At 64.4% G+C, this 18,277-nt stretch carries 17 protein-coding genes; 5 read left to right on the top strand and 12 right to left on the bottom strand.

Annotation, left to right across the window (positions count from 1 at the left end; all coding sequences use genetic code 11):
• Positions 1-4: 4 nt before the first annotated feature.
• The 3 genes from GGD66_RS29120 to GGD66_RS29110 all read right to left on the bottom strand — a co-directional run bounded on the left by GGD66_RS29120 (position 5) and on the right by GGD66_RS29110 (position 6,130).
• Positions 5-3,142 (bottom strand): efflux RND transporter permease subunit, encoded by a 3,138-nt coding sequence (locus GGD66_RS29120; protein WP_026202898.1) that lies wholly within the window; start codon positions 3,140-3,142, stop codon positions 5-7.
• 224 nt (positions 3,143-3,366) lie between these two features.
• On the bottom strand, positions 3,367-4,473 hold the full coding sequence (locus tag GGD66_RS29115; RefSeq protein ID WP_018323251.1) for an efflux RND transporter periplasmic adaptor subunit: 1,107 nt from the start codon (positions 4,471-4,473) through the stop codon (positions 3,367-3,369).
• Between the two features lie 313 nt (positions 4,474-4,786).
• The gene (locus GGD66_RS29110) at positions 4,787-6,130 is read right to left on the bottom strand and encodes an MFS transporter (protein ID WP_183259749.1); all 1,344 of its coding nucleotides are present in this window, start codon (positions 6,128-6,130) and stop codon (positions 4,787-4,789) included.
• Positions 6,131-6,208: 78 nt separating this feature from the next.
• On the opposite strand from GGD66_RS29110, the gene GGD66_RS29105 reads away from it, so the two are divergent.
• Positions 6,209-6,655, top strand: coding sequence for a DUF2809 domain-containing protein (locus tag GGD66_RS29105; protein ID WP_183259748.1), 447 nt, complete (start codon positions 6,209-6,211; stop codon positions 6,653-6,655).
• Positions 6,656-6,745: 90 nt separating this feature from the next.
• On the opposite strand, the gene GGD66_RS29100 is transcribed toward GGD66_RS29105, so the two are convergent.
• The 3 genes from GGD66_RS29100 to GGD66_RS29090 all read right to left on the bottom strand — a co-directional run bounded on the left by GGD66_RS29100 (position 6,746) and on the right by GGD66_RS29090 (position 8,660).
• Positions 6,746-7,912, bottom strand: coding sequence for a winged helix-turn-helix domain-containing protein (locus GGD66_RS29100; protein ID WP_092261579.1), 1,167 nt, complete (start codon positions 7,910-7,912; stop codon positions 6,746-6,748).
• Between the two features lie 127 nt (positions 7,913-8,039).
• Entirely contained in the window at positions 8,040-8,294 is a 255-nt protein-coding gene (locus tag GGD66_RS29095; RefSeq protein WP_183259747.1) for a hypothetical protein, read from the bottom strand.
• Between the two features lie 120 nt (positions 8,295-8,414).
• A complete protein-coding gene (locus GGD66_RS29090) occupies positions 8,415-8,660 on the bottom strand; it encodes a hypothetical protein (protein ID WP_091956132.1) in 246 nt (81 codons plus the stop codon).
• 553 nt (positions 8,661-9,213) lie between these two features.
• Here GGD66_RS29090 and GGD66_RS29085 point away from each other — a divergent pair.
• Complete coding sequence (locus GGD66_RS29085; protein WP_183259746.1) at positions 9,214-9,855, top strand: OmpA family protein; 642 nt, start codon at positions 9,214-9,216, stop codon at positions 9,853-9,855.
• Positions 9,856-9,902: 47 nt separating this feature from the next.
• Here GGD66_RS29085 and GGD66_RS29080 read toward each other — a convergent pair whose 3' ends face one another.
• The gene (locus GGD66_RS29080) at positions 9,903-11,333 is read right to left on the bottom strand and encodes a phospholipid carrier-dependent glycosyltransferase (protein ID WP_183259745.1); all 1,431 of its coding nucleotides are present in this window, start codon (positions 11,331-11,333) and stop codon (positions 9,903-9,905) included.
• A gap of 51 nt (positions 11,334-11,384) precedes the next feature.
• On the opposite strand from GGD66_RS29080, the gene GGD66_RS29075 reads away from it, so the two are divergent.
• A complete protein-coding gene (locus tag GGD66_RS29075; protein WP_177237412.1) occupies positions 11,385-12,086 on the top strand; it encodes a FecR domain-containing protein in 702 nt (233 codons plus the stop codon).
• A gap of 2 nt (positions 12,087-12,088) precedes the next feature.
• Positions 12,089-13,243, top strand: a complete 1,155-nt coding sequence (locus GGD66_RS29070) for a hypothetical protein (RefSeq protein ID WP_183259744.1) — start codon at positions 12,089-12,091, stop codon at positions 13,241-13,243.
• Between the two features lie 111 nt (positions 13,244-13,354).
• Here GGD66_RS29070 and GGD66_RS29065 read toward each other — a convergent pair whose 3' ends face one another.
• From GGD66_RS29065 to GGD66_RS29055, 3 genes are all read right to left on the bottom strand, one after another.
• Entirely contained in the window at positions 13,355-13,843 is a 489-nt protein-coding gene (locus GGD66_RS29065) for a VOC family protein (protein WP_183231093.1), read from the bottom strand.
• Between the two features lie 41 nt (positions 13,844-13,884).
• Entirely contained in the window at positions 13,885-14,313 is a 429-nt protein-coding gene (locus tag GGD66_RS29060; RefSeq protein ID WP_183231094.1) for a VOC family protein, read from the bottom strand.
• Positions 14,314-14,431: 118 nt separating this feature from the next.
• Positions 14,432-14,944 carry a cupin domain-containing protein gene (locus GGD66_RS29055; RefSeq protein ID WP_007606929.1) on the bottom strand — a complete coding sequence of 171 codons (513 nt, stop codon included), beginning with the start codon at positions 14,942-14,944 and terminating at the stop codon, positions 14,432-14,434.
• 128 nt (positions 14,945-15,072) lie between these two features.
• Between GGD66_RS29055 and GGD66_RS29050 the strand changes: the two genes are divergently transcribed.
• Complete coding sequence (locus GGD66_RS29050) at positions 15,073-15,291, top strand: CsbD family protein (protein WP_026202894.1); 219 nt, start codon at positions 15,073-15,075, stop codon at positions 15,289-15,291.
• A 167-nt stretch (positions 15,292-15,458) separates the two neighbouring features.
• Here the strand turns inward: GGD66_RS29050 and GGD66_RS29045 are convergent, their stop codons facing one another.
• Complete coding sequence (locus GGD66_RS29045; RefSeq protein WP_018323238.1) at positions 15,459-15,923, bottom strand: FKBP-type peptidyl-prolyl cis-trans isomerase; 465 nt, start codon at positions 15,921-15,923, stop codon at positions 15,459-15,461.
• Positions 15,924-15,983: 60 nt separating this feature from the next.
• Complete coding sequence (locus GGD66_RS29040) at positions 15,984-18,275, bottom strand: xanthine dehydrogenase family protein molybdopterin-binding subunit (RefSeq protein ID WP_183259743.1); 2,292 nt, start codon at positions 18,273-18,275, stop codon at positions 15,984-15,986.
• Positions 18,276-18,277: the final 2 nt, after the last annotated feature.

Genomic DNA, 18,277 nt, shown 5'->3' with positions numbered 1-18,277 from the left:
TCATCTATTCAGCCGCTTCGGCAAGCGGAATTGCGCGCTGGTCATCGCTCCCATGCTGCGGCGCGGCAGGTTGCTCGGGGGTACCCGCCTCGTCCAGGCTCTTCCTGAACCACAGCGCGTAGAGGCCCGGCAGGTACAGCAGCGTCAGGAAGGTCGCGACGAACAGACCGCCCATGATCGTGATCGCCATCGGGCCCCAGAAGGCCGAGCGCGACAGCGGGATCATGGCGAGGATGGCTGCCAGCGCTGTCAGCACCACCGGACGGGCGCGGCGGACGGTTGCCTCCACGATCGCCTCGCGCCGGGTCAGGCCATGCGAGACGTCGGTCTCGATCTGGTCGACCAGGATGACCGTGTTGCGCATGATCATGCCGGCGAGCGCGATCAGGCCGAGCAGCGCCACGAAGCCGAACGGGGCGTTGGCGACGTTGAGCCCGAAGGAGGCGCCGACGATGCCGAGCGGCGCGGTCAGGAACACCAGGATCAGGCGCGAGAAGCTCTGCAGCTGGATCATCAGCAGCGTCAGCATCACCATGACCATCAGCGGGAAGAGGACGAAGATCGAGGCGTTGCCCTTGGCGGATTCCTCGAACGCGCCGCCCGGCTCGATGCGGTAGGCCGGCTCGAGGTGGTCCTTGATCGCCTTCAGCTTCGGCGTGATCTGGCTCGTGACGTCGGGCGCCTGCACGCCGTCGACGACGTCGGAGCGCACGGTGATGGCCATGTCGCGGTTGCGCCGCCACATGATCGGCTCCTCATGGGCATACTCGATCTTGGCAATCTGCTGCAGCGGCACCGCAACGCCGTTGCGCGAGGTGATGGTGAGGTCACCGACGCCGCCGAGGTCGAGGCGCTCGGACGGAATCGCACGGGCGACCACGCCGACCTTCTCGATGCCGTCGCGCACAGTCGTGACCTGCGAGCCCGAGATCAGCATCGCGAGCGCCTGGGACACGTCCTGCGGGGTCAGGCCCATGGCGCGGGCGCGGTCCTGGTCGACGACGAGCTTGAGATAGGGCGACTGCTCGTTCCAGTCGAGCTGGACGTCCTTGACGCTCTTGTTCTGCCGCATGACGTCGCGGACCTGGTAGGCGATCTCGCGCACCTTGTTGGCGTCGGGGCCGATCACGCGGAACTGCACGGGGAAGCCGACCGGCGGGCCGAAGTTGAAGCGGTCGACGCGGACGCGCGCCTCGGACAGCATGCCGTCCGCAACTGCGTTCTCGATCTTGGCCTTGACGCGCTCGCGCCCCTCAACGCCCTTGGCAACGATGACGATCTCGGCAAAGGCCTCGTTGGGCAGCTGCGGATTGAGGCCGAGCCAGAAGCGCGGCGAGCCCTGACCGACATAGGACGTATAGGTCTCGATGTCCTTGTCGTCCTTGAGCAGCGTCTCGGCCTTCTTCACCGCCTTTTCGGTGACGTTGAAGGCGGTGCCCTCAGGCAGGCGCAGCTGGAAGAACAGCTCGGGCCGCTCCGACAGCGGGAAGAACTGCTGCTGGACATGGCCGAAGCCGACGACCGAGGCGATGAAGACGCCGACGGTCGCGACCACCACGGTGATGCGGTGATTGACACACCATTGCACGATGGCGCGCAGGCCCCGGTACATGCGGGTCTCGTAGACCGCGTGCGGATCGTGGTTGTGGTGCGCCTTCATCTCCGGCAGCAGCTTGACGCCGATATAGGGCGTGAAGATCACCGCCACGAACCAGGAGGCGACCAGCGCGATCGCCACGATCCAGAAGATGCTGCCGGCATATTCGCCGACGGCGGAATTGGCAAAGCCGATGGGGAGGAAGCCAGCGGCCGTGACCAGCGTTCCCGTGAGCATCGGAAACGCGGTAGATTCCCAGGCAAAAGACGCCGCGCGCATGCGGTCCCAGCCCTGCTCCATCTTCACCACCATCATCTCGACCGCGATGATGGCGTCGTCGACGAGCAGGCCGAGCGCGATGATCAGCGCACCCAGCGTGATGCGGTGCAGGTCGAGCGACATCATGTTCATGACGACGAAGACGATGCCGAGCACCAGCGGCACCGACAGCGCGACCACGATGCCGGTGCGCCAGCCGAGCGCCAGGAACGAGACGAACAGCACGATGACGAGGGCTTCCATGAAGGAGTGCACGAACTCGCCGACGGCGTGCTCGACCACCTTGGGCTGGTCGGCAATCAGCTTGACGTCGACGCCCTGCGGCACCGCCTTCATGAACTCGGCCGTCGCCTTCTCGACCTCCTTGCCGAGCTCGAGGATGTTGGCACCCTTGGCGGTGACGACACCGATGCCGATCGCGGCCTTGCCTTCCTGACGCACGACGAAGCTGGGCGGATCGACATAGCCATGGGTGACAGTGGCGATGTCACCGAGGCGGAACACGCGGCCGTTGCTCTCGACCGGCGTCTCGGCGACAGCCTTGGCACCGTCGAGCGCGCCGGTGACGCGCAGCGGCACGCGCTGCGAGGAGGTTTCCACCGTGCCGGCCGGCGTCACGTTGTTCTGCTTGGCGAGCGAATCGAACAGCGCCTGCGGGGTGATGCCGAGGGTGGCGAGCTTGGCGTGGGAGAACTCGACGAAGATGCGCTCATCCTGGTTGCCGTAGACGTCGACCTTGGTGACGCCGGGCACCTTGAGGAGGCGCTGGCGGAATCCCTCCGAAACCTTCTTGAGCTGCGCATAGTCGGCGCCGTCGCCGGTCATCATGTAGAGGATGGAATCGACGTCCGAGAACTCGTCATTGACGACGGGTCCGAGGATGCCGGAGGGCAGCTGGCCCTGCACGTCGACCAGCTTCTTGCGCAGAAGATAGAAGAGGTAAGGCACGTCCTTCGGCGGCGTGGAGTCGCGGAAGGTGACCTGGAGCGCGGTGAAGGCTGGCTTGGAATAAGTCTGCACCTTCTCGAAATAGGGCAGCTCCTGGATCTTCTTCTCGATGGGATCGGCGACCTGGGTCTGCATCTCCTGCGCGGTCGCGCCGGGCCAGATCACGGAGACGTTGACCACCTTCACCGTGAAGAACGGATCCTCGGCGCGGCCGAGCTTCTCATAGGAGAAGAAGCCGGCGACGCCGAGCACGATCATCAGGAAGAGAACCAGCGTCGGATGGCTGACGGCCCAGGCCGAAAGGTTGAAGCGCTTCATCGCTCTCTCCGAAAAGACGATCCAATTGCCAAAAAACGACAGCCACTCTGTTCAGGCCGTCGTCGCGAGGCAGCGAAGCAATCCAGGGGGCTGGGCAGATTCTGGATCGCTTCGCCGCTTCAGCCTCTGCTTAGGGACAAAGGCCGAAACTCACCTCACACGACGTAACTCGACTTCTTCTGTCATTCCGGGGCGCCCGCAGGGCGAACCCGGAATGACAGGAACTAGAAAGACAGCGACGAGACAACCCGCACCCGCTGGGCCGGATCGAGCTTCTGCACACCGAGCGCGACGATCTTGGCGCCCTCTTCCACACCGCCGGTGATGACGACGTCGTTGCTCTCGTAGGACTTCACCGCCACCGGCTTCAGCGTGAGCGCACCGTTGTCGTCGACGACGTAGAAGGACGGCTTGCCGCCTTCGTTGAACAAGGCCGACAGCGGCAGCCGCGCGACGCGCTCGGTCGCGGCGTCCGACAGCGTCAGCGTCGCGGTCATGCCGAGCGCGACCTTGTCGTCGGCCTCCGGCAGCGAGAACTTTGCAAGATAAGTGCGCGTGGCCGGATCGGCCGTCGGCGCGATCTCGCGCAGCTTGGCCGTATACTTCTTGTCCGGCTCGGACCAAAGGGTGACGCTGGCGACGCCCGACTTGGCGCGTCCGACCAGCGTCTCAGGGATCGCGACGACCGCTTCCTTTTCGGCAAAGCGGGCGACACGGATCGAAGCCTGGCCCGCGGAGACCACCTGGCCGGGCTCGATCAGCGTTGCAGTGACGACGCCTCGGGCGTCGGCAACGAGCGTCGCGTAGGAAAGGGAATTCTTGGTCAGCTCGACCGAGCGGACCGCACGATCGAGGCGCGCACGGGCCTCATCGGCAGATGCCCGGCTCGAATCCAGCTGCGCGTCGGTGGTCCAGCCCTTGGCCTTCAGATCCTTGGCGCGCTGCTCGGCAGCGGCGGCCTGGGCCAGCACGCCGGTCGCGGCGGTCTGCTCGGCGACGGATTGCTCGGCCTGGAGCTTCAGGTCGACCTCATCGAGAGTGGCGAGCGGCTGGCCGATTTCAACGGTCTGGCCGACTTCCACGAGGCGCTTGGCGACCTTGCCGGCAACGCGGAAGCCGAGGTCACTCTCGATCCGGGGCCGGATGGTGCCGACGAAGCTGCGCTCCGGCGTCTCGGCATCATAATGGGCGGTTGCGACCAGAACCGGCCGCGGCGGCTCGGCTTTCTCGGCGACGGTGTCATTGCACCCGGCAAGGCTAGCCGCCATCAGGGCTAACGACACACCTGCCAACAGCCTGGAATAGCTCGACAAAACCGACCGGACGAACATCGAAGGACACTCCTGCATCTCGAATGAGAGGAATGTCGACTAATCACTGATAAAAGTCAATAATCGTCAGTCATCAGGAATGCGTGATCGTTAAGGGGTGGTAGCGAGGCGGAGATTGTTGTCAGGAAGGTCCCATCGTAGGGCTAGACAGAGGCGATGAGCCTGGATGGAGCGCAGCAGGCCTCAGCTCAGACGCCGTAGGGTGGGCAAAGGCGCGCTAGCGCCGTGCCCACGATCTCTCAGTTGAGGATCACAATAACGGTTTGGTGGGCACGCTTTCGCTTTGCCCACCCTACGAGACTGGTCGCTCGGCTTACCGCCCCTGCCCGGCGAACTCATGCTTGCTGTCGTGGCCACCGACGAACACCAGGATGCCGGCGATCAGGGGCAACACGGCGAGCACGAGCAGGCCGGTTGAGGTCTGGCCGGTGGCTTCCTTGACCCAGCCGATCAAATAGGGTCCGCCGAAGCCGGCGAGGTTGCCGATCGAGTTGATCAGGGCGATGGCGCCGGCGGCCGCGGTGCCGGAGAGCCAGGCGGTCGGCAGCGTCCAGAACACACCGAAGCAACAGAACACGCCGATCGCGGCCACCGTCAGCACCACCATCGTCATGGTGGGATCCGTGAGATAGGAGGAAACGGCGAGCGCGACGGCGGTGAGCAGCAGCGGCGCGCCGACATGCTTCACGCGTTCGCGCGTGGCATCGGAGTGCCGCGCCCACAGGATCATGGCGATGGTGCCGAACAGATACGGGATCGCGGTGACGAAGCCGGTCTGCGCGTTGGTCAACCCGAACGCCTTGACGATCTGCGGCAGCCAGAACTGCATGCCATAGAGCGCGCCGACGAAGCCGAAATAGATCAGACTGAGCGCGATCACCTTGGGCGAGGACAGCGCCTCGCCGAGCGAGAAATGCTTCACCGCCTGCTTGGCGGCGATTTCCGAATCGAGCTTCGCCTTCAGCCACGCCTTCTGCTCGGTCGACAGCCAATCCGCCTTCTCCGGCTTGTCGGTGAGATAGAACCAGGTGACGATGCCGAGCAGCACCGAGGGGATGCCCTCGATGATGAAGAGCCACTGCCAGCCCTTGAGGCCCATCGCACCGTCGAGCCCGAGCAACAGGCCCGAAATCGGCGCACCGATCACGGTCGACACCGGCACCGCGATGGCGAAGGCCGCAAGGAAACGGGCGCGATATTCGGCCGGATACCAATAGGTGAGATACAGGATGATGCCGGGGAAGAAGCCGGCCTCGGCGACGCCGAGCAGGAAGCGCAGGACATAGAAGCTCGTGACGCCGCTGACGAGCGCCATCAGAGCGGAGATGATGCCCCAGGTCACCATGATGCGGGCGATCCAGCGGCTGGCGCCGAACTTCTCCAGCGCGAGATTGCTCGGGACCTCGAAGATGAAATAGCCGAAGAAGAAGATGCCGGCACCCCAGGAAAAGATCAGCGGCGTGAACTTCAGCTCCGCATTCATGGTCAGCGCAGCGAAGCCGAGATTGACGCGGTCGAGATAGGAGAAGAAGTAGGCCAGCACCAGGAACGGAATCAGGCGCCAGGAGATAGCGCGGATCGTCGAGGTCTCGATTTCCGACTTGTTAAAGTTCTTGGCCGCGTCGGCGGAACCGGCATAGGTCGTGGTCTGGCTCATGGCTTCCCCCAGGGTTGTTGCTTTTATGGGCTGGTTGCGGTTTTCAGCATCGCGGGCGAAGAGTCAATGGAGCGAGCAATGCACGGGACGCAGCCGGATAAACCTGTTGCGCTGTTACGGACATCGCTGATCCGCGCCGCCCTCGCGCTCGCGGTGATCGTCTGCGGGCTGTCGCTGCGCTGGTACGGCTTTCCGCTCGGCCTGCCCGCCTTCGTCGTGAAGTATGGCGGCTCGCTGTTGTGGGCGACGATGGTGTTTCTGCTGGTCGGGGTTTTGCTGCCCCGGCTCACCCGGACTCAGATTGCGGCGATCGCCGTGGTCATCGCGGTGGTGGTCGAATTTTCCCGACTGGTGCATACGCCGTGGCTCGATGCATTCCGGCTGACCACGGCCGGCGCACTGCTGCTCGGGCGCATCTTCTCGCTGTGGAATCTGGTGGCGTATGCGGCGGGGATTGCGTTCGGCGACTGGATCGATCGGCTCGCCACGACGCACGCTCTCGTAGGGTGCGCAAAGGCGCCCTAGCGCCGTGCCCACGTCTTCTCATCAAATAGGCAGACGTGGGCACGCTACGCTTTGCCCGCCCTACGAGACCGACGCCGTGGCAATCAGCCTTCACTCCGCCAATTGAAACCGCTCGAAGCGATCAAGCTCCTCCTCGATCACGCGCTTGAGCTCCTTGCGCCCCACCGTCTTCTTGCCCTGCCCGACCCAGGTCCATTTCTGCATCAGCAGCTTCTTCGCCTGCCGGTCGGTCTTCAGATCAAGCGCGGCGATGATCTCGTCGCCGACCAGTACGGGTAGCGCAAAATAGCCGAGCTTGCGTTTGGCCTTCGGCACATAGGCCTCGAACAGGTGGTTGTAGCCGAAGATGAGACTGGTGCGTTTGCGCTGGATGATCAGGGGATCAAACGGCGAGAGGATGTGGACGAGATCAGGCGGGACCGCCTCGCCGTTCACCTCCAGCGCCGCCGGCGCCGCCCAATGCTCCTGCTTGCCGGCGCCGTCGATCGCAACAGGCACGAGCTCGCCGCGGCGGACGCGGGAGGCGATCAGGCCGGCCACCGCCTTCTTGCGCGGCGCGTCGAGGTGGCAGATCGAATCCAGACTCACCACGCCCTGCGACCGCAGCGCGCGGTCGAGCAGATAGGTCGTAATCTCCCTGGCCGACGCTGGCCTCGGCAGTGTGTCCCAGCCGAAATGCCGCGTCATCAGCTCATAGGTCTTGAGCATGCCCTGCCGCTCGCTAATGGTCACGGCGCCGGTATAGAAGGCGAGCTGCAAGGCCCGCTTCGAGGGCTTGCGGCTCTGCCACAGATGCTCCTTCTCGGTGAGCACGTCGTCCTCGATATCGCGGATCGTCAGCGGCCCGGCGCGCACCAGCCGCATCACCTTGCGCGTGTCGGCGGGCTTCACCGAGGCGAACCATTTGTGCCCTTCGCGGCGGTGCTCGCGCATCGCCGGCAGGAAGAAGCGGAAGTCGCCGGCGGGTACGTAGGAAAGCGCGTGCGTCCAATACTCGAACACGCTTCTGTCGACGCTCTGGGCGTGGCGCAGATCGGCGCGGCGATAGGACGGGATACGGCTGAACAGGATGTGGTGATGGCAGCGCTCGATCACGTTGATGGTGTCGATCTGCACATAGCCGAGATGAGCGACCGCGTCCGCGACGGCCTGCGCTCCCTCGCCGAACGGGGCGCGCTCATCCAGCCGCTGGGCATGCAGCCAGATCTGCCGGGCCTGTGTCGTGGTGAGGTGGAGCGGTTTGGGCGCGCGTGACATTGCGGGGAGGAATGTAGCGGGATTCGCGCCAAGAAAAAGAAGAAGAAAAAGAAGACCTCGAGGCAGCAGTCAAAAAAACCGCGCTGCCATCTGCTGACAGCGCGGCCGGATGCGGGGCGCCTCGCGCCTACTTCATCGTCATCGCCTTCTGCGACTTCATGTAGTGCATGCAGGCGCTCTTCATCTTGCCGTTGCTCATGTCCGTGTTGGCCATGGCCATTTCCTTGTTCGCCGCCATCTTGGCCGGCGTGTCGGGCGTACCGCCCATCATGGCTGCTGACTTCATCATGTTGTCCTTGGTGCACGCCATCATCGCGGCGGACGCGGGGGACAGCGAAACGGTGAACGCGACAAAGGCCGCAAACGTGAGCAAGATCTTCATCGAAAAGTCTCCTCGGTAAAACAAAACCGGCGTCATGCCGGCCTTCGCAATTACGTATTCTCTCGCGCTGACGTTTCGCGGAGAAGACAATTTTCTTGCTGCGGTGCGAAGGCGGAGGGCCTAGCGGCCATCCTTCGGGGTCTTGGGCCGATCCCCGAGGCTTCCGGTGGCGACATCCGGCTCGCACAGGGCCTTGCCGCGCCCCTCCGCCTGGCAGCGATAGACGCTGCCGGTGAGGCGGTCGACCAGCCACACGTTCTCGTCGGTCGGCGCTTCGAGCCCGACATAGCGGGAGGTCAGCCCCGTGATCAGGGTCGACAGCAGGATCGCCACCGCGATCATGGCCGCACCGATATAGATGGGCATTGAGCTCAGGGACACTGTCCGATCCGGCGGGCCGCTGCGATTGAAGTAGTCACGCTGATAGTCACTTGGCCTCGGCACTGGACGGAACTCGGCTCCTTCATTCGGCAATTGGCGGGGGCAAATCCTGCTAGGCGCGCATCTGGCCGATTTCTTGTTCGCGGCCGGGCCGTGCGGCGACGGCTTTGCGACGATCGGTGTGCAAAGGTTTCCCGCACGCCTGCCGGCCCTCGCCAGCGCCGGAACCTTTGGCCAGCACCTCCCCACCGGCACGGAAGGAATGAGCCTGCTCGCAGCGTGATTTCAATCACACGGGGATTGCCGCCGCCGTTTGAACCCACGCGGCGGAGGATGCGACCACTGCTATTGGGACCATCGGCCCCACCCGCGGACAGCCGCGAAACGCGCCGGTTCACCGCCCGGGACGCGGAGAAACACCCGAAAATGAGCCTGAGAGCGCTGTCGCCACAGTGACCAAGATCACATCAGGGCTTTTGAACCCGCCCTATGCTCGCAGCATCAAATCGCTATCAGGCGTAACAACGAGGATACGACAATGACCCGTTTTGATAAGTTCTTTGGACTGAAGGCGATAACTCTCTCCGCCGCGCTGTCGATGACGGCGGGCCTGGCTTTGGCCGGTGACAACAATGTCTCCACAGGCCAGATCCTGGATGCCCTGAAGCCGAAGCCGGCGACCCGTGGCCTGTCCGCCGGTCCGCAGGCCGATCCGGCGGCGCAGGCCAAGGAATCGACATTCCTGAATACGGTACGCAACCGCTCGACCCGGTCGCTCTCGACGGGCGAGCGCGAGCAGATCGCCGAACTCGCCGCGACCAAGCCGAAGATCGACCTGGAGATTCAGTTCGACTACAACTCGGCCGATATCGCCAAGACCTCGATGACCTCGGTGCAGGCGCTCGGCAAAGCCCTGTCCGATCCGGCGCTCAAGGGCTCGACCTTCGTGGTCGCCGGCCACACCGATGCGACCGGCGGCGAAGAGTACAATCAAGGGCTCTCCGAACGGCGCGCCGACACCATCAAGAAGTACCTGGTGCAGAACTACGGCCTCAACGCCACCGATCTGGTCACCGTCGGCTACGGCGAGACCAAGCTGAAGGATACTGCCAACGGTGCCGACCCGGTCAACCGCCGCGTCCAGGTCGTGAACATGGACACCAAGACCGCATCGAAGTGATCTCTCACTGATCCATACGCCGCCTGCCGCCCCGGCAGGCGGCGATGTCATATCCAGCTCTGGAACAGCATCAGCCGGCCGAAGCTCAGCATCGACGTGCCGATGAAGGCCGCAGAGATCGGCAGCATGACCGCAAAGCCGATCGCGGCGACACCGACATAGGCCCACAGCAGCCAGTGCGGCAGGCCGTCCCGGCGCAGCACATAGACCAGCGCGAGCGACGCCGCGGTGGCGGCCGGCATATAGTAGTAGATGAACCCGAGCGTACGCGGCAGCAATGCCCATGCAAGCCAGGGACCGAAATAGAACGCCGCGATCAGGAACGCATCCCACCGGCGCAGCACGATGAAATCGCGCAGCACGAGCGCGAGTGCGAGCAGAGCCGGCCACAACACCAGCGGATTGCCGAGCAAGACGATTGCGGAGACGTTGTCCTCCCCCGTCTTGTCGAACAGGAACCACACCGGGCGCGCGAGCAGCGGCCAGGATGGCCATGCGCTCATATAGGTGTGCCCGGCGATCGCGGTCGTGGTGTTGTCGGCGAAAATCCGGCGCTGCGCCTCGATCAGATCCGGCAACGACACGCCGTAGAGCGGAACGAAAGCCGCCAGATAGGCCACGCCTGGCAAGACGGCGAAGCAGAGCGCGACGTGGTGCAGCCTCAAGCCGGGCCAGAGGTCCGGCCGATACCAGTCGTCCGGCCTCGCGTCGGCGAACAGCGTGCGCCAGCTCTGCATCAGGCGGATCACCGCGACGATGACGATGCAGACGCCGAGCGGAAACAGGCCGCTCCATTTGCAGGCTGCGGCAAGACCGAACAGAGCGCCCGCGAATGCGAACAGTGCATGCGGTCGCTCCCTGCGAAAGCCATGCATGAAGGCGGCGGTCGCGAGCAGACCGAAGCCGAGCGCAAAGATGTCGAGCATGGCGATGCGCGCCTGCACGTAGAGCATCTGATTGAAGGCCGCGATCAGCGCCGCGGCGATCGCCGGCCCTTGCGCTGCGAACAGCGCGAGGCCGCACAGATAGATTGCGACGATCGCCAATGCGCCGAACAATGTCGCAGGATAACGCCAGCCGAGCGCGTTGTCGCCGAAGGTCGCGATCGACGCCGCGATCAGCTCCTTGGCCAGCGGTGGATGCATCGGATTGAGCATCGGCTGCGACATCGCCGGTGCCAGCATCTGCCGCGCCGCCGGCACGTAGTGCACCTCGTCGAAGACGAACTTTTCCGGCGTCGTCAGTCCGATCAGCAGCGCGAGATGGGCAGCTAGGAAAATAGCGACAGCAACTACTGCGCTTCGCGACAATCTCGGAACTGCAGACCGCTCAAGCGGCTGCTGTGGGGATGTTTTGCGTGGCAAATTTGCGTCACCGCGGACAAAAATAAGGATCGCGGTTTTCATTGAACGCATTCCGCCGCGACTGTCACTAAGCATAACGCACGTCCCGCGCCGCTTGTGATAATTTCGCCACATCAGAAGCGCGCGCGATCCGGTACGATCAGGGGCACATCGATCGGTTGTGAAATGAATTTGCGTTTCTGGCTTTTCCCCGCCCTGTTGTCGGCCGCACTGTGCGCGGCGCCCGCTGCGCTGGCGCAGACGCGCGTCGGCGAAGCCGTCGTGATCCAGAACGAAGTGGTCCGCGTGGCCGCGGCCACCACGCCGATCTCTGTCGGCGACAGCATGCTGCGCGACGAGACCGTGCGCACCGGGGCCGACAGTGCCGCGCGCTTCGTGATGGCCGACAGCACCAATCTGTCGCTCGGCCCCAGCGCCACGCTCAAGCTCGACCGCACCGTCTTCAACGACGAGCACAGCTATCGCGATGTGGCGATCCGCATGACAACAGGCGCGTTCCGTTTCGTCACCGGACATTCCGAGAAGACCGCCTACAAGATCACGACGCCGCTTGCGACCATCGGCGTGCGGGGCACCACGCTCGACATCCTCTCGCAGCGGGGACGCTCCGTCGTCGTGCTTCAGGACGGCGCGGCGAGCGTTTGCACGACGAGCTCACAATGCGTGCAGCTCACCCAGCCGGGCGACACCGCAATCATTACATCGACCGGCGGCAAGGTCAGCATCACCAAGACCAACACGCCGCCCTGGACCTTCGCCGCCAACTGCGCCGCAAGTGCCGGGCTGTGCGCGGTAAACCAATATGCCGGCGCCTCGCCGACCATCACGCCCGCCGTCCAGGACGACGGCATGCTGTGCGGGCGCTGACGATGGCGCCGCTCAATTTTCGGCTCTTCGCCCTCACCGGCCTGCTGACCGTGGCCGCTGCACTTGCGTTTGTCGCGCTCGACATTCGTCCCGCCGCAGCTCAAGCGACCTGCGAAATCGGATGCGGCGAGCCGACGCCCTACCCGACCTATTCACCGTCTCCGACGCCGACATATTCGCCCTCGCCCTCGCCCTCCCCTTCGCCGAGCCCCTATCCTTCGCCGTCGCCGAGTCCATATCCGTCGCCGAGCCCGACACCGACCGGCGCCGATTCCAGCGGCAATTCGATCGGCGGCCTCGCGGGCCAGCGCTTCAACCAGATGATCACCAACCGGGTGCTCGGCACGGTCCTGCTCGGCGTCAACGAGCAGGTCAATTGCAGCGACTGCATCAGCGCGTTCGGCTCGGCCGGCTCGTTCTCGGCCGGCATCCACGGCCGCAAGGAGCTCACCAACAATCTGTCGCTGCTCGCCGGCATCGCCTACACGCATTACAATGAGGGCGGCTACAAGATCACGAGCGCGCCGATCGGCGCCTTTGCGCTCCGCTACGACTTCACCGACTGGGGGTCGTCACGTCCGTTCTTCGACGTCGGAACGATCCTGACGCCGTGGGAGAAGGCTCGCTACACCCGCAGCTACAACACCAGCCTTGGCCCGGTGAGCGTGACGAGCTCGACCAACGCTTCGAACTACGCGGTCTACGGCCGCGCCGGCTGGATAAGCCGCCTCTCGCCGCGCGACGAGGTCGCGGCTTCGATCGAAGTCTGGCAGCTCTGGCAGCGCGTGTCCGGCTATAGCGACAATGCCGTGGCCTTCAACCCGTTCGACGCCACCATCGCGACCGGCACCGACCGCACCAGCCTGGTCAAGATCGGCGGCCAGTGGACGCATCTGTTCGGCAGCAACGTCGAGACCAACATCAATGGCGGCTGGGTGCAGTCGTTTGCGAGCCACAGCGGAATCGTCGCCACCGTGACCGGCGACGGCGTGGTGGTGCCGACCATGGGCAACCAGGGCTGGTTCGAATATGGCGGGCGGCTCGGCTTCCGCGTGCAGAAGGGCTGGGTCGTGGATCTCTTCGCCAACGGCACGCTCGGCCCACAGCCCGTCGGCAACACCATCCACGGTGGCGTGGGGCTGCGGATCAATTACTGAGGCAGCTTCGTAGGGTGGGCAAAGCGAAGCGTGCCCACCACCTCTCTCAACTGGAGACGGATCGTGGGCACGGCGCAAGAGCGCCTTTGCCCACCCTACGGCACCTCGTCGTCACGCTGCCGACTTGCCCTCGAACGCGCGGCGCAGCGCGGCGACATCCAGCTTCACCATCTTCATCATGGCCTGCATCGCGCGCGCGGCCGCTGCCCTGTCCGGGCTCGACAGGAATTCGAACATCACCTTCGGCACGACCTGCCAGGCCACGCCCCAGCGATCCCGGAGCCAGCCGCATTGCTCTTCCTTGCCGCCATCGGCGAGGAACGCATTCCAAACGCTGTCGACCTGGGCCTGGTCGTCGCAATGGATCATCAGCGAGATGGCGTGGGTATATTCCATCTTCATTCCGCCATTGAGCGCGACCAGCGGCTGACCGGCGACCGTGAACTCGACGACAAGCACGGAGCCTTCCTTGCCGGAGGGGCCGTCCGAAACATTGCGCTGAACGTGCGTGATCGCCGAATTCGGCACGAGCGAAACGTAGAACTTTGCGGCTTCCTCTGCATCGCCGTTGAACCACATGCAGGGTACGACCTTGGACATCGTGAATGCTCCTCGTTGGTTTAGCGTTCGACGGACTGCGATCAGGCATTCGCCATGGCGGGCTGCGGAGGGACAGCCGCCATGTCCAGCCAGTTCACACCCCACATGTGGCCATCCGGATCCTCGAAGCTGCGGCCGTACATGAAGCTGTATTCGTCCTTCGGGCTGGGATCGGCCACCCCGCCCGCCGCCTCTGCCTTGCCGACAATCGCGTCGACCTCGTCGCGGGTGTCGGCGGACAGGCAGAACAGCGCCTGGTTCGAGGTCTTGGCATCTGCGATCGGCTTCGGCGTGAACTGGCGGAATTTGTCGTGGGTCGCCAGCATCACGTAGATGGCCTCGGAAAAGACCATGCAGCTCGCCGTGTCATCGCTGATTTGCGGGTTCCGGGTCGCGCCGACCGCCTCATAGAAGGCGGTCGCACGTTTGAGGTCGGTCACGGGAAGATTGAGGAAGATCATCCTGGGCATCGGAAGCTCCTTGGGCGGGTTCTGCCCAAGGACGGACTGCCGGGGGGCCCACCCGACACGGCTTCCGAATATTTTTTCACCCCCCGGAGACGATCGCGCCTCCCACGGCAGGGCGGTCTTACTTCTTCTCGTTCGGATCCCGGTGGATGGGGTCGACCCACAGCACGGTCTCGGGCTTCTCGACCGGCTCGATGTCGAGGTTGATCGCCACCGCCTCGCCGTCACTGCGCACCAGCACGCATTCCAGCACCTCGTCCGGGCTGGCGTTGATCTCCTGATGCGGCACGTAAGGCGGCACGAAGATGAAATCGCCGGGGCCGGCCTCGGCGGTGAATTGCAGGCTCTCGCCCCAGCGCATCCGCGCCTTGCCCTTCACGACATAGATGACGCTTTCGAGATGGCCGTGGTGGTGTGCACCGGTCTTGGCATCCGGCTTGATGCTGACGGTGCCGGCCCACAATTTCTGGGCGCCGACGCGCGCGAAATTGATCGCGGCCGCGCGGTCCATGCCTGCCGTCGACGGCACGTTGGTATCGAGCTGGTTGCCGGGAATGACGCGCACGCCGTCATGTTTCCAGCGATCGTCGTGATCGTGGTCATGGTGGGAATGCGAATGGTCATGGCCGGTCATGGGACTTGCTTTCTGTTGGTTCCGTGCGCGGCAACCTAACCCGAAGCCGCACTCGCGAGCCATGCCAAAATCGGAACCCTCGTAGCTGCGGGACGTTGTCTTTGCGAGCAAAATGGATGGAGAGTTTCATGGGTAGCACGACCGACAAGATCAAGGGTAACGCCAACGAAGCGATCGGCAAGGCCAAGCAGGGCATCGGCGAAGCCACCGGTTCCGAACGCATGAAGGGCGAAGGCGTGGTCCAGGAAGTGAAGGGCAAGGGCCAGCAGGCCATGGGCGATGCCAAGGACGCCGCAAAGGACGCGATCGATCGCGCGGCGGCCGGGGCAAAGCGCGCGACGGAATAGCGCGCGCAGGACTGAACGCGAAAGACCGGCCGAAAGGCCGGTCTTTTTGTTCGTGTCGATTATCTCCGTCATGGCCGGGCTTGACCCGGCCATCCACGTCTTAGCAGCACGAAGAAAGAACGTGGATGCCCGCGACAAGCGCGGCCATGACGACGTGGAGACGTCAGTTATTTCACCGCTAGCAATTCGACGTCGAACATCAGCGTCGCATTCGGCGGGATCACGCCGCCGGCGCCGCGGGCGCCGTAGCCGAGCTGCGGCGGGATGATCAGCGTGCGCTTGCCGCCGACCTTCATCGAGGCCACGCCCTCGTCCCAGCCGGCGATGACACGGCCCTTGCCGATCGGGAATTCGAACGGCTCCTTGCGATCGACGGAGCTATCGAATTTCTTGCCCTTCTGACCGTTCTCATAGAGCCAGCCGGTATAGTGCATCACGCAGATCTGGCCGGGCTGCGGCGAGGCACCGGTGCCGACGGTGGAATCGATGATCTGCAAGCCTGAAGCTGTGGTCATGGTCTTTCCTGCGGTCTGGGCCGAGGCCGTGGTGGAAACGAAATGCGACACGCCCGCGATCACCGTGATCGCGAGTGCCGACATCAGGGTGAGGAGCGCGCGCTGGAAACGCTGCATAAGGCACCTTCCGTTTGAGGCGGAAGGTGTCTAGCGCAACGCGGGTGCTGTTTCCACCCCTCACACCTCGATATTTTCCAGCCGAACCGGGAGCTTGCGGATGCGCTGGCCGGTGGCATGGTGGATCGCGTTGCAGATCGCGGCATTGGTGCCGACATTGGCGAGCTCGCCGAGGCCCTTCACGCCGACGGGATTGATGCGGTCATCCTGCTCGGAGAGCAAAATGACCTCGACGCCGGCGACGTCCGCATTCACGGGCACGAGGTAGTCGGCAAGATTGTCGTTGACGTAGCGCGCATTGCGCTCATCGATTTCGGTGGCCTCGAGCAGTGCCGAGGACATGCCCCAGATCAGTCCGCCCATCAGCTGGCTACGCGCTGTGCGCGGATTCATGATCCTGCCAGCCGCAAACGCACCGACGAGGCGAGGACAGCGGATTTCGTGGGTGAAGCGATTGACACGGACCTCGACGAACTCGGCGCCGAACGCATAGGCGATCTGGTCTTTCATGGCGTGACCACCAACGAGCCGCACCTGCCCGTTGTGCATGGCGCGGAAGGAATCCAGCGGCGCGCCTTCCGGCTTCCACTCGCCATATTCCTCGACGACGCCGACACCGAGCGCATCGAAGGCCTTCTCGATGTCCAGCGGACGATCGCCCTTCGCCGCTTGCGTGGCCGGCGTCTGGCCAAGACCCACGGTCTCCTTGGCCCGGTCGGTCAGGCTTTGAGCCGGCATCGCGGCCTTGAACAGGCGCTGGCGAATCTGATCGCACACCATCATCACCGCCGAGCAGGTGCTCGCGGTCGAGTTCGAGCCGCCGGCAACCGGCGCCGGTGGCAGATCGCTGTCACCCATGAAGACGGCGACTTTCTCGAGGGGCACGCCGAGCCGTTCGGCCGCGGTCTGGGCGATGACCGTATAGGCGCCGGTGCCGATCTCGTGGCCGGCGATCTCGACCCGGGTCCGGCCGTCGCGCTGCAGGCGCACGCGCGCGGCCGACGGCCCCATCTGCGTCGGATAGCAGGTCGCGGCACAGCCATAGCCGATCAGCCAGTCGCCGTCCGACATCGATTTCGGCTGCGGCGAGCGCTGCGCCCAGCCGAAGGCCTTGGCGGCCTCGTCGAAGCACGCCATCAACGAGCGCGAGGTGTAGGGCTTGCCACCGATCGGCTCGTTGGTGGTGTCGTTGATGCGCCGAAGCTCGACCGGATCCATGTTCAGCTTGACCGCGAGCTCGTCCATCGCGCTCTCCAGCGCAAACAGATACGGCACCTCCGGCGGCGAGCGCATGAAGCCCGGCGTGTTGCGGTCGGCACGCACGATCGACACCAGGCTGTCGACGTTCGGGCAGGCATAGAGCCGCGTCGTCGTCTTGGTGCCGCCGACGCAATAGGCGTCGGCGCGCGAGGAGACCTCGGCGCCCTCATGCCTCAAAGCCAGCAGCTTGCCATCCCGGTTTGCGCCAAGCTTGATCTCCTGGCGCGTCTCGGCACGGTGGGTCGTAATGGTGAAACCCTGATCGCGGGTCGGGACCAGCTTGATCGGGCGGCCCAGGCGCTTGGCGATGCCGGCGATGATGGCGGTCCGCGGCGTCATCGAACCGCGCGAACCAAAGCCGCCGCCGACATAGGGATTGACCACGCGCACCTTGTCGGCGTCGATGCTGAGCTGCTCGGCGACGCCGTTCTTCAAGCCATAGACGAATTGGCTGCCTTCGTAGATGACGAGATTGTCGCCCATCCAGGCGCAGCTCGTCGAAAACAGCTCCATCGGATTGTGGTGCTGCGTCGGCGTGTCGTAGGCGGCGGTCAGCTTGACCTCGGCCGCATCGAATGCCTTGGCGAAATCGCCGACCGCGGGGTCTTCCTTGAACTGCGCGTTCTGGCCCTTAGCGGCTGCCGTGGTCGTTCCCGGCGAGTCGAAGCTCGCGCTGGGCGCGGTGGCGGTGTAGCTGACCTTGACACGATTGGCGGCCTCGCGCGCGGCCTCGTAACTCTCCGCGACAACGACAGCGATGATCTGGCCGTCATGGGCGATGTCGGCCGACTTCAGCGGCTGGATCGTGGTCCCGGCATAGCCGCCATTGCTGAACAGCTTCGACTCCTTCAGCTTCGGGGCGTTCTCGTGGGTGACGATCTCGATCACGCCGCGGACGCGCTTGGCGTCATCGAGATCGAAACGGTCGATGCGGCCCTTGGCAATCGCACTGGTGAGCAGGAATGCATAGGCCGGATTATCCAGCGGCATGTCGGACGCATAGGTTGCCCGTCCCGTGACCTTTGCAGCCGCATCATAGCGCGGCACGGGCTGGCCCATATTCGCCTTGGGCGAGGGAGCTGCAGCGGTCATGA

Origin of the sequence: Bradyrhizobium sp. CIR48, assembly GCF_014198315.1 — a bacterium.
Classification (GTDB): Bacteria; Pseudomonadota; Alphaproteobacteria; order Rhizobiales; family Xanthobacteraceae; genus Bradyrhizobium.
Note: the sequence above shows the minus strand (reverse complement) of the source record. Positions and strands in the feature narration are given on the sequence as shown.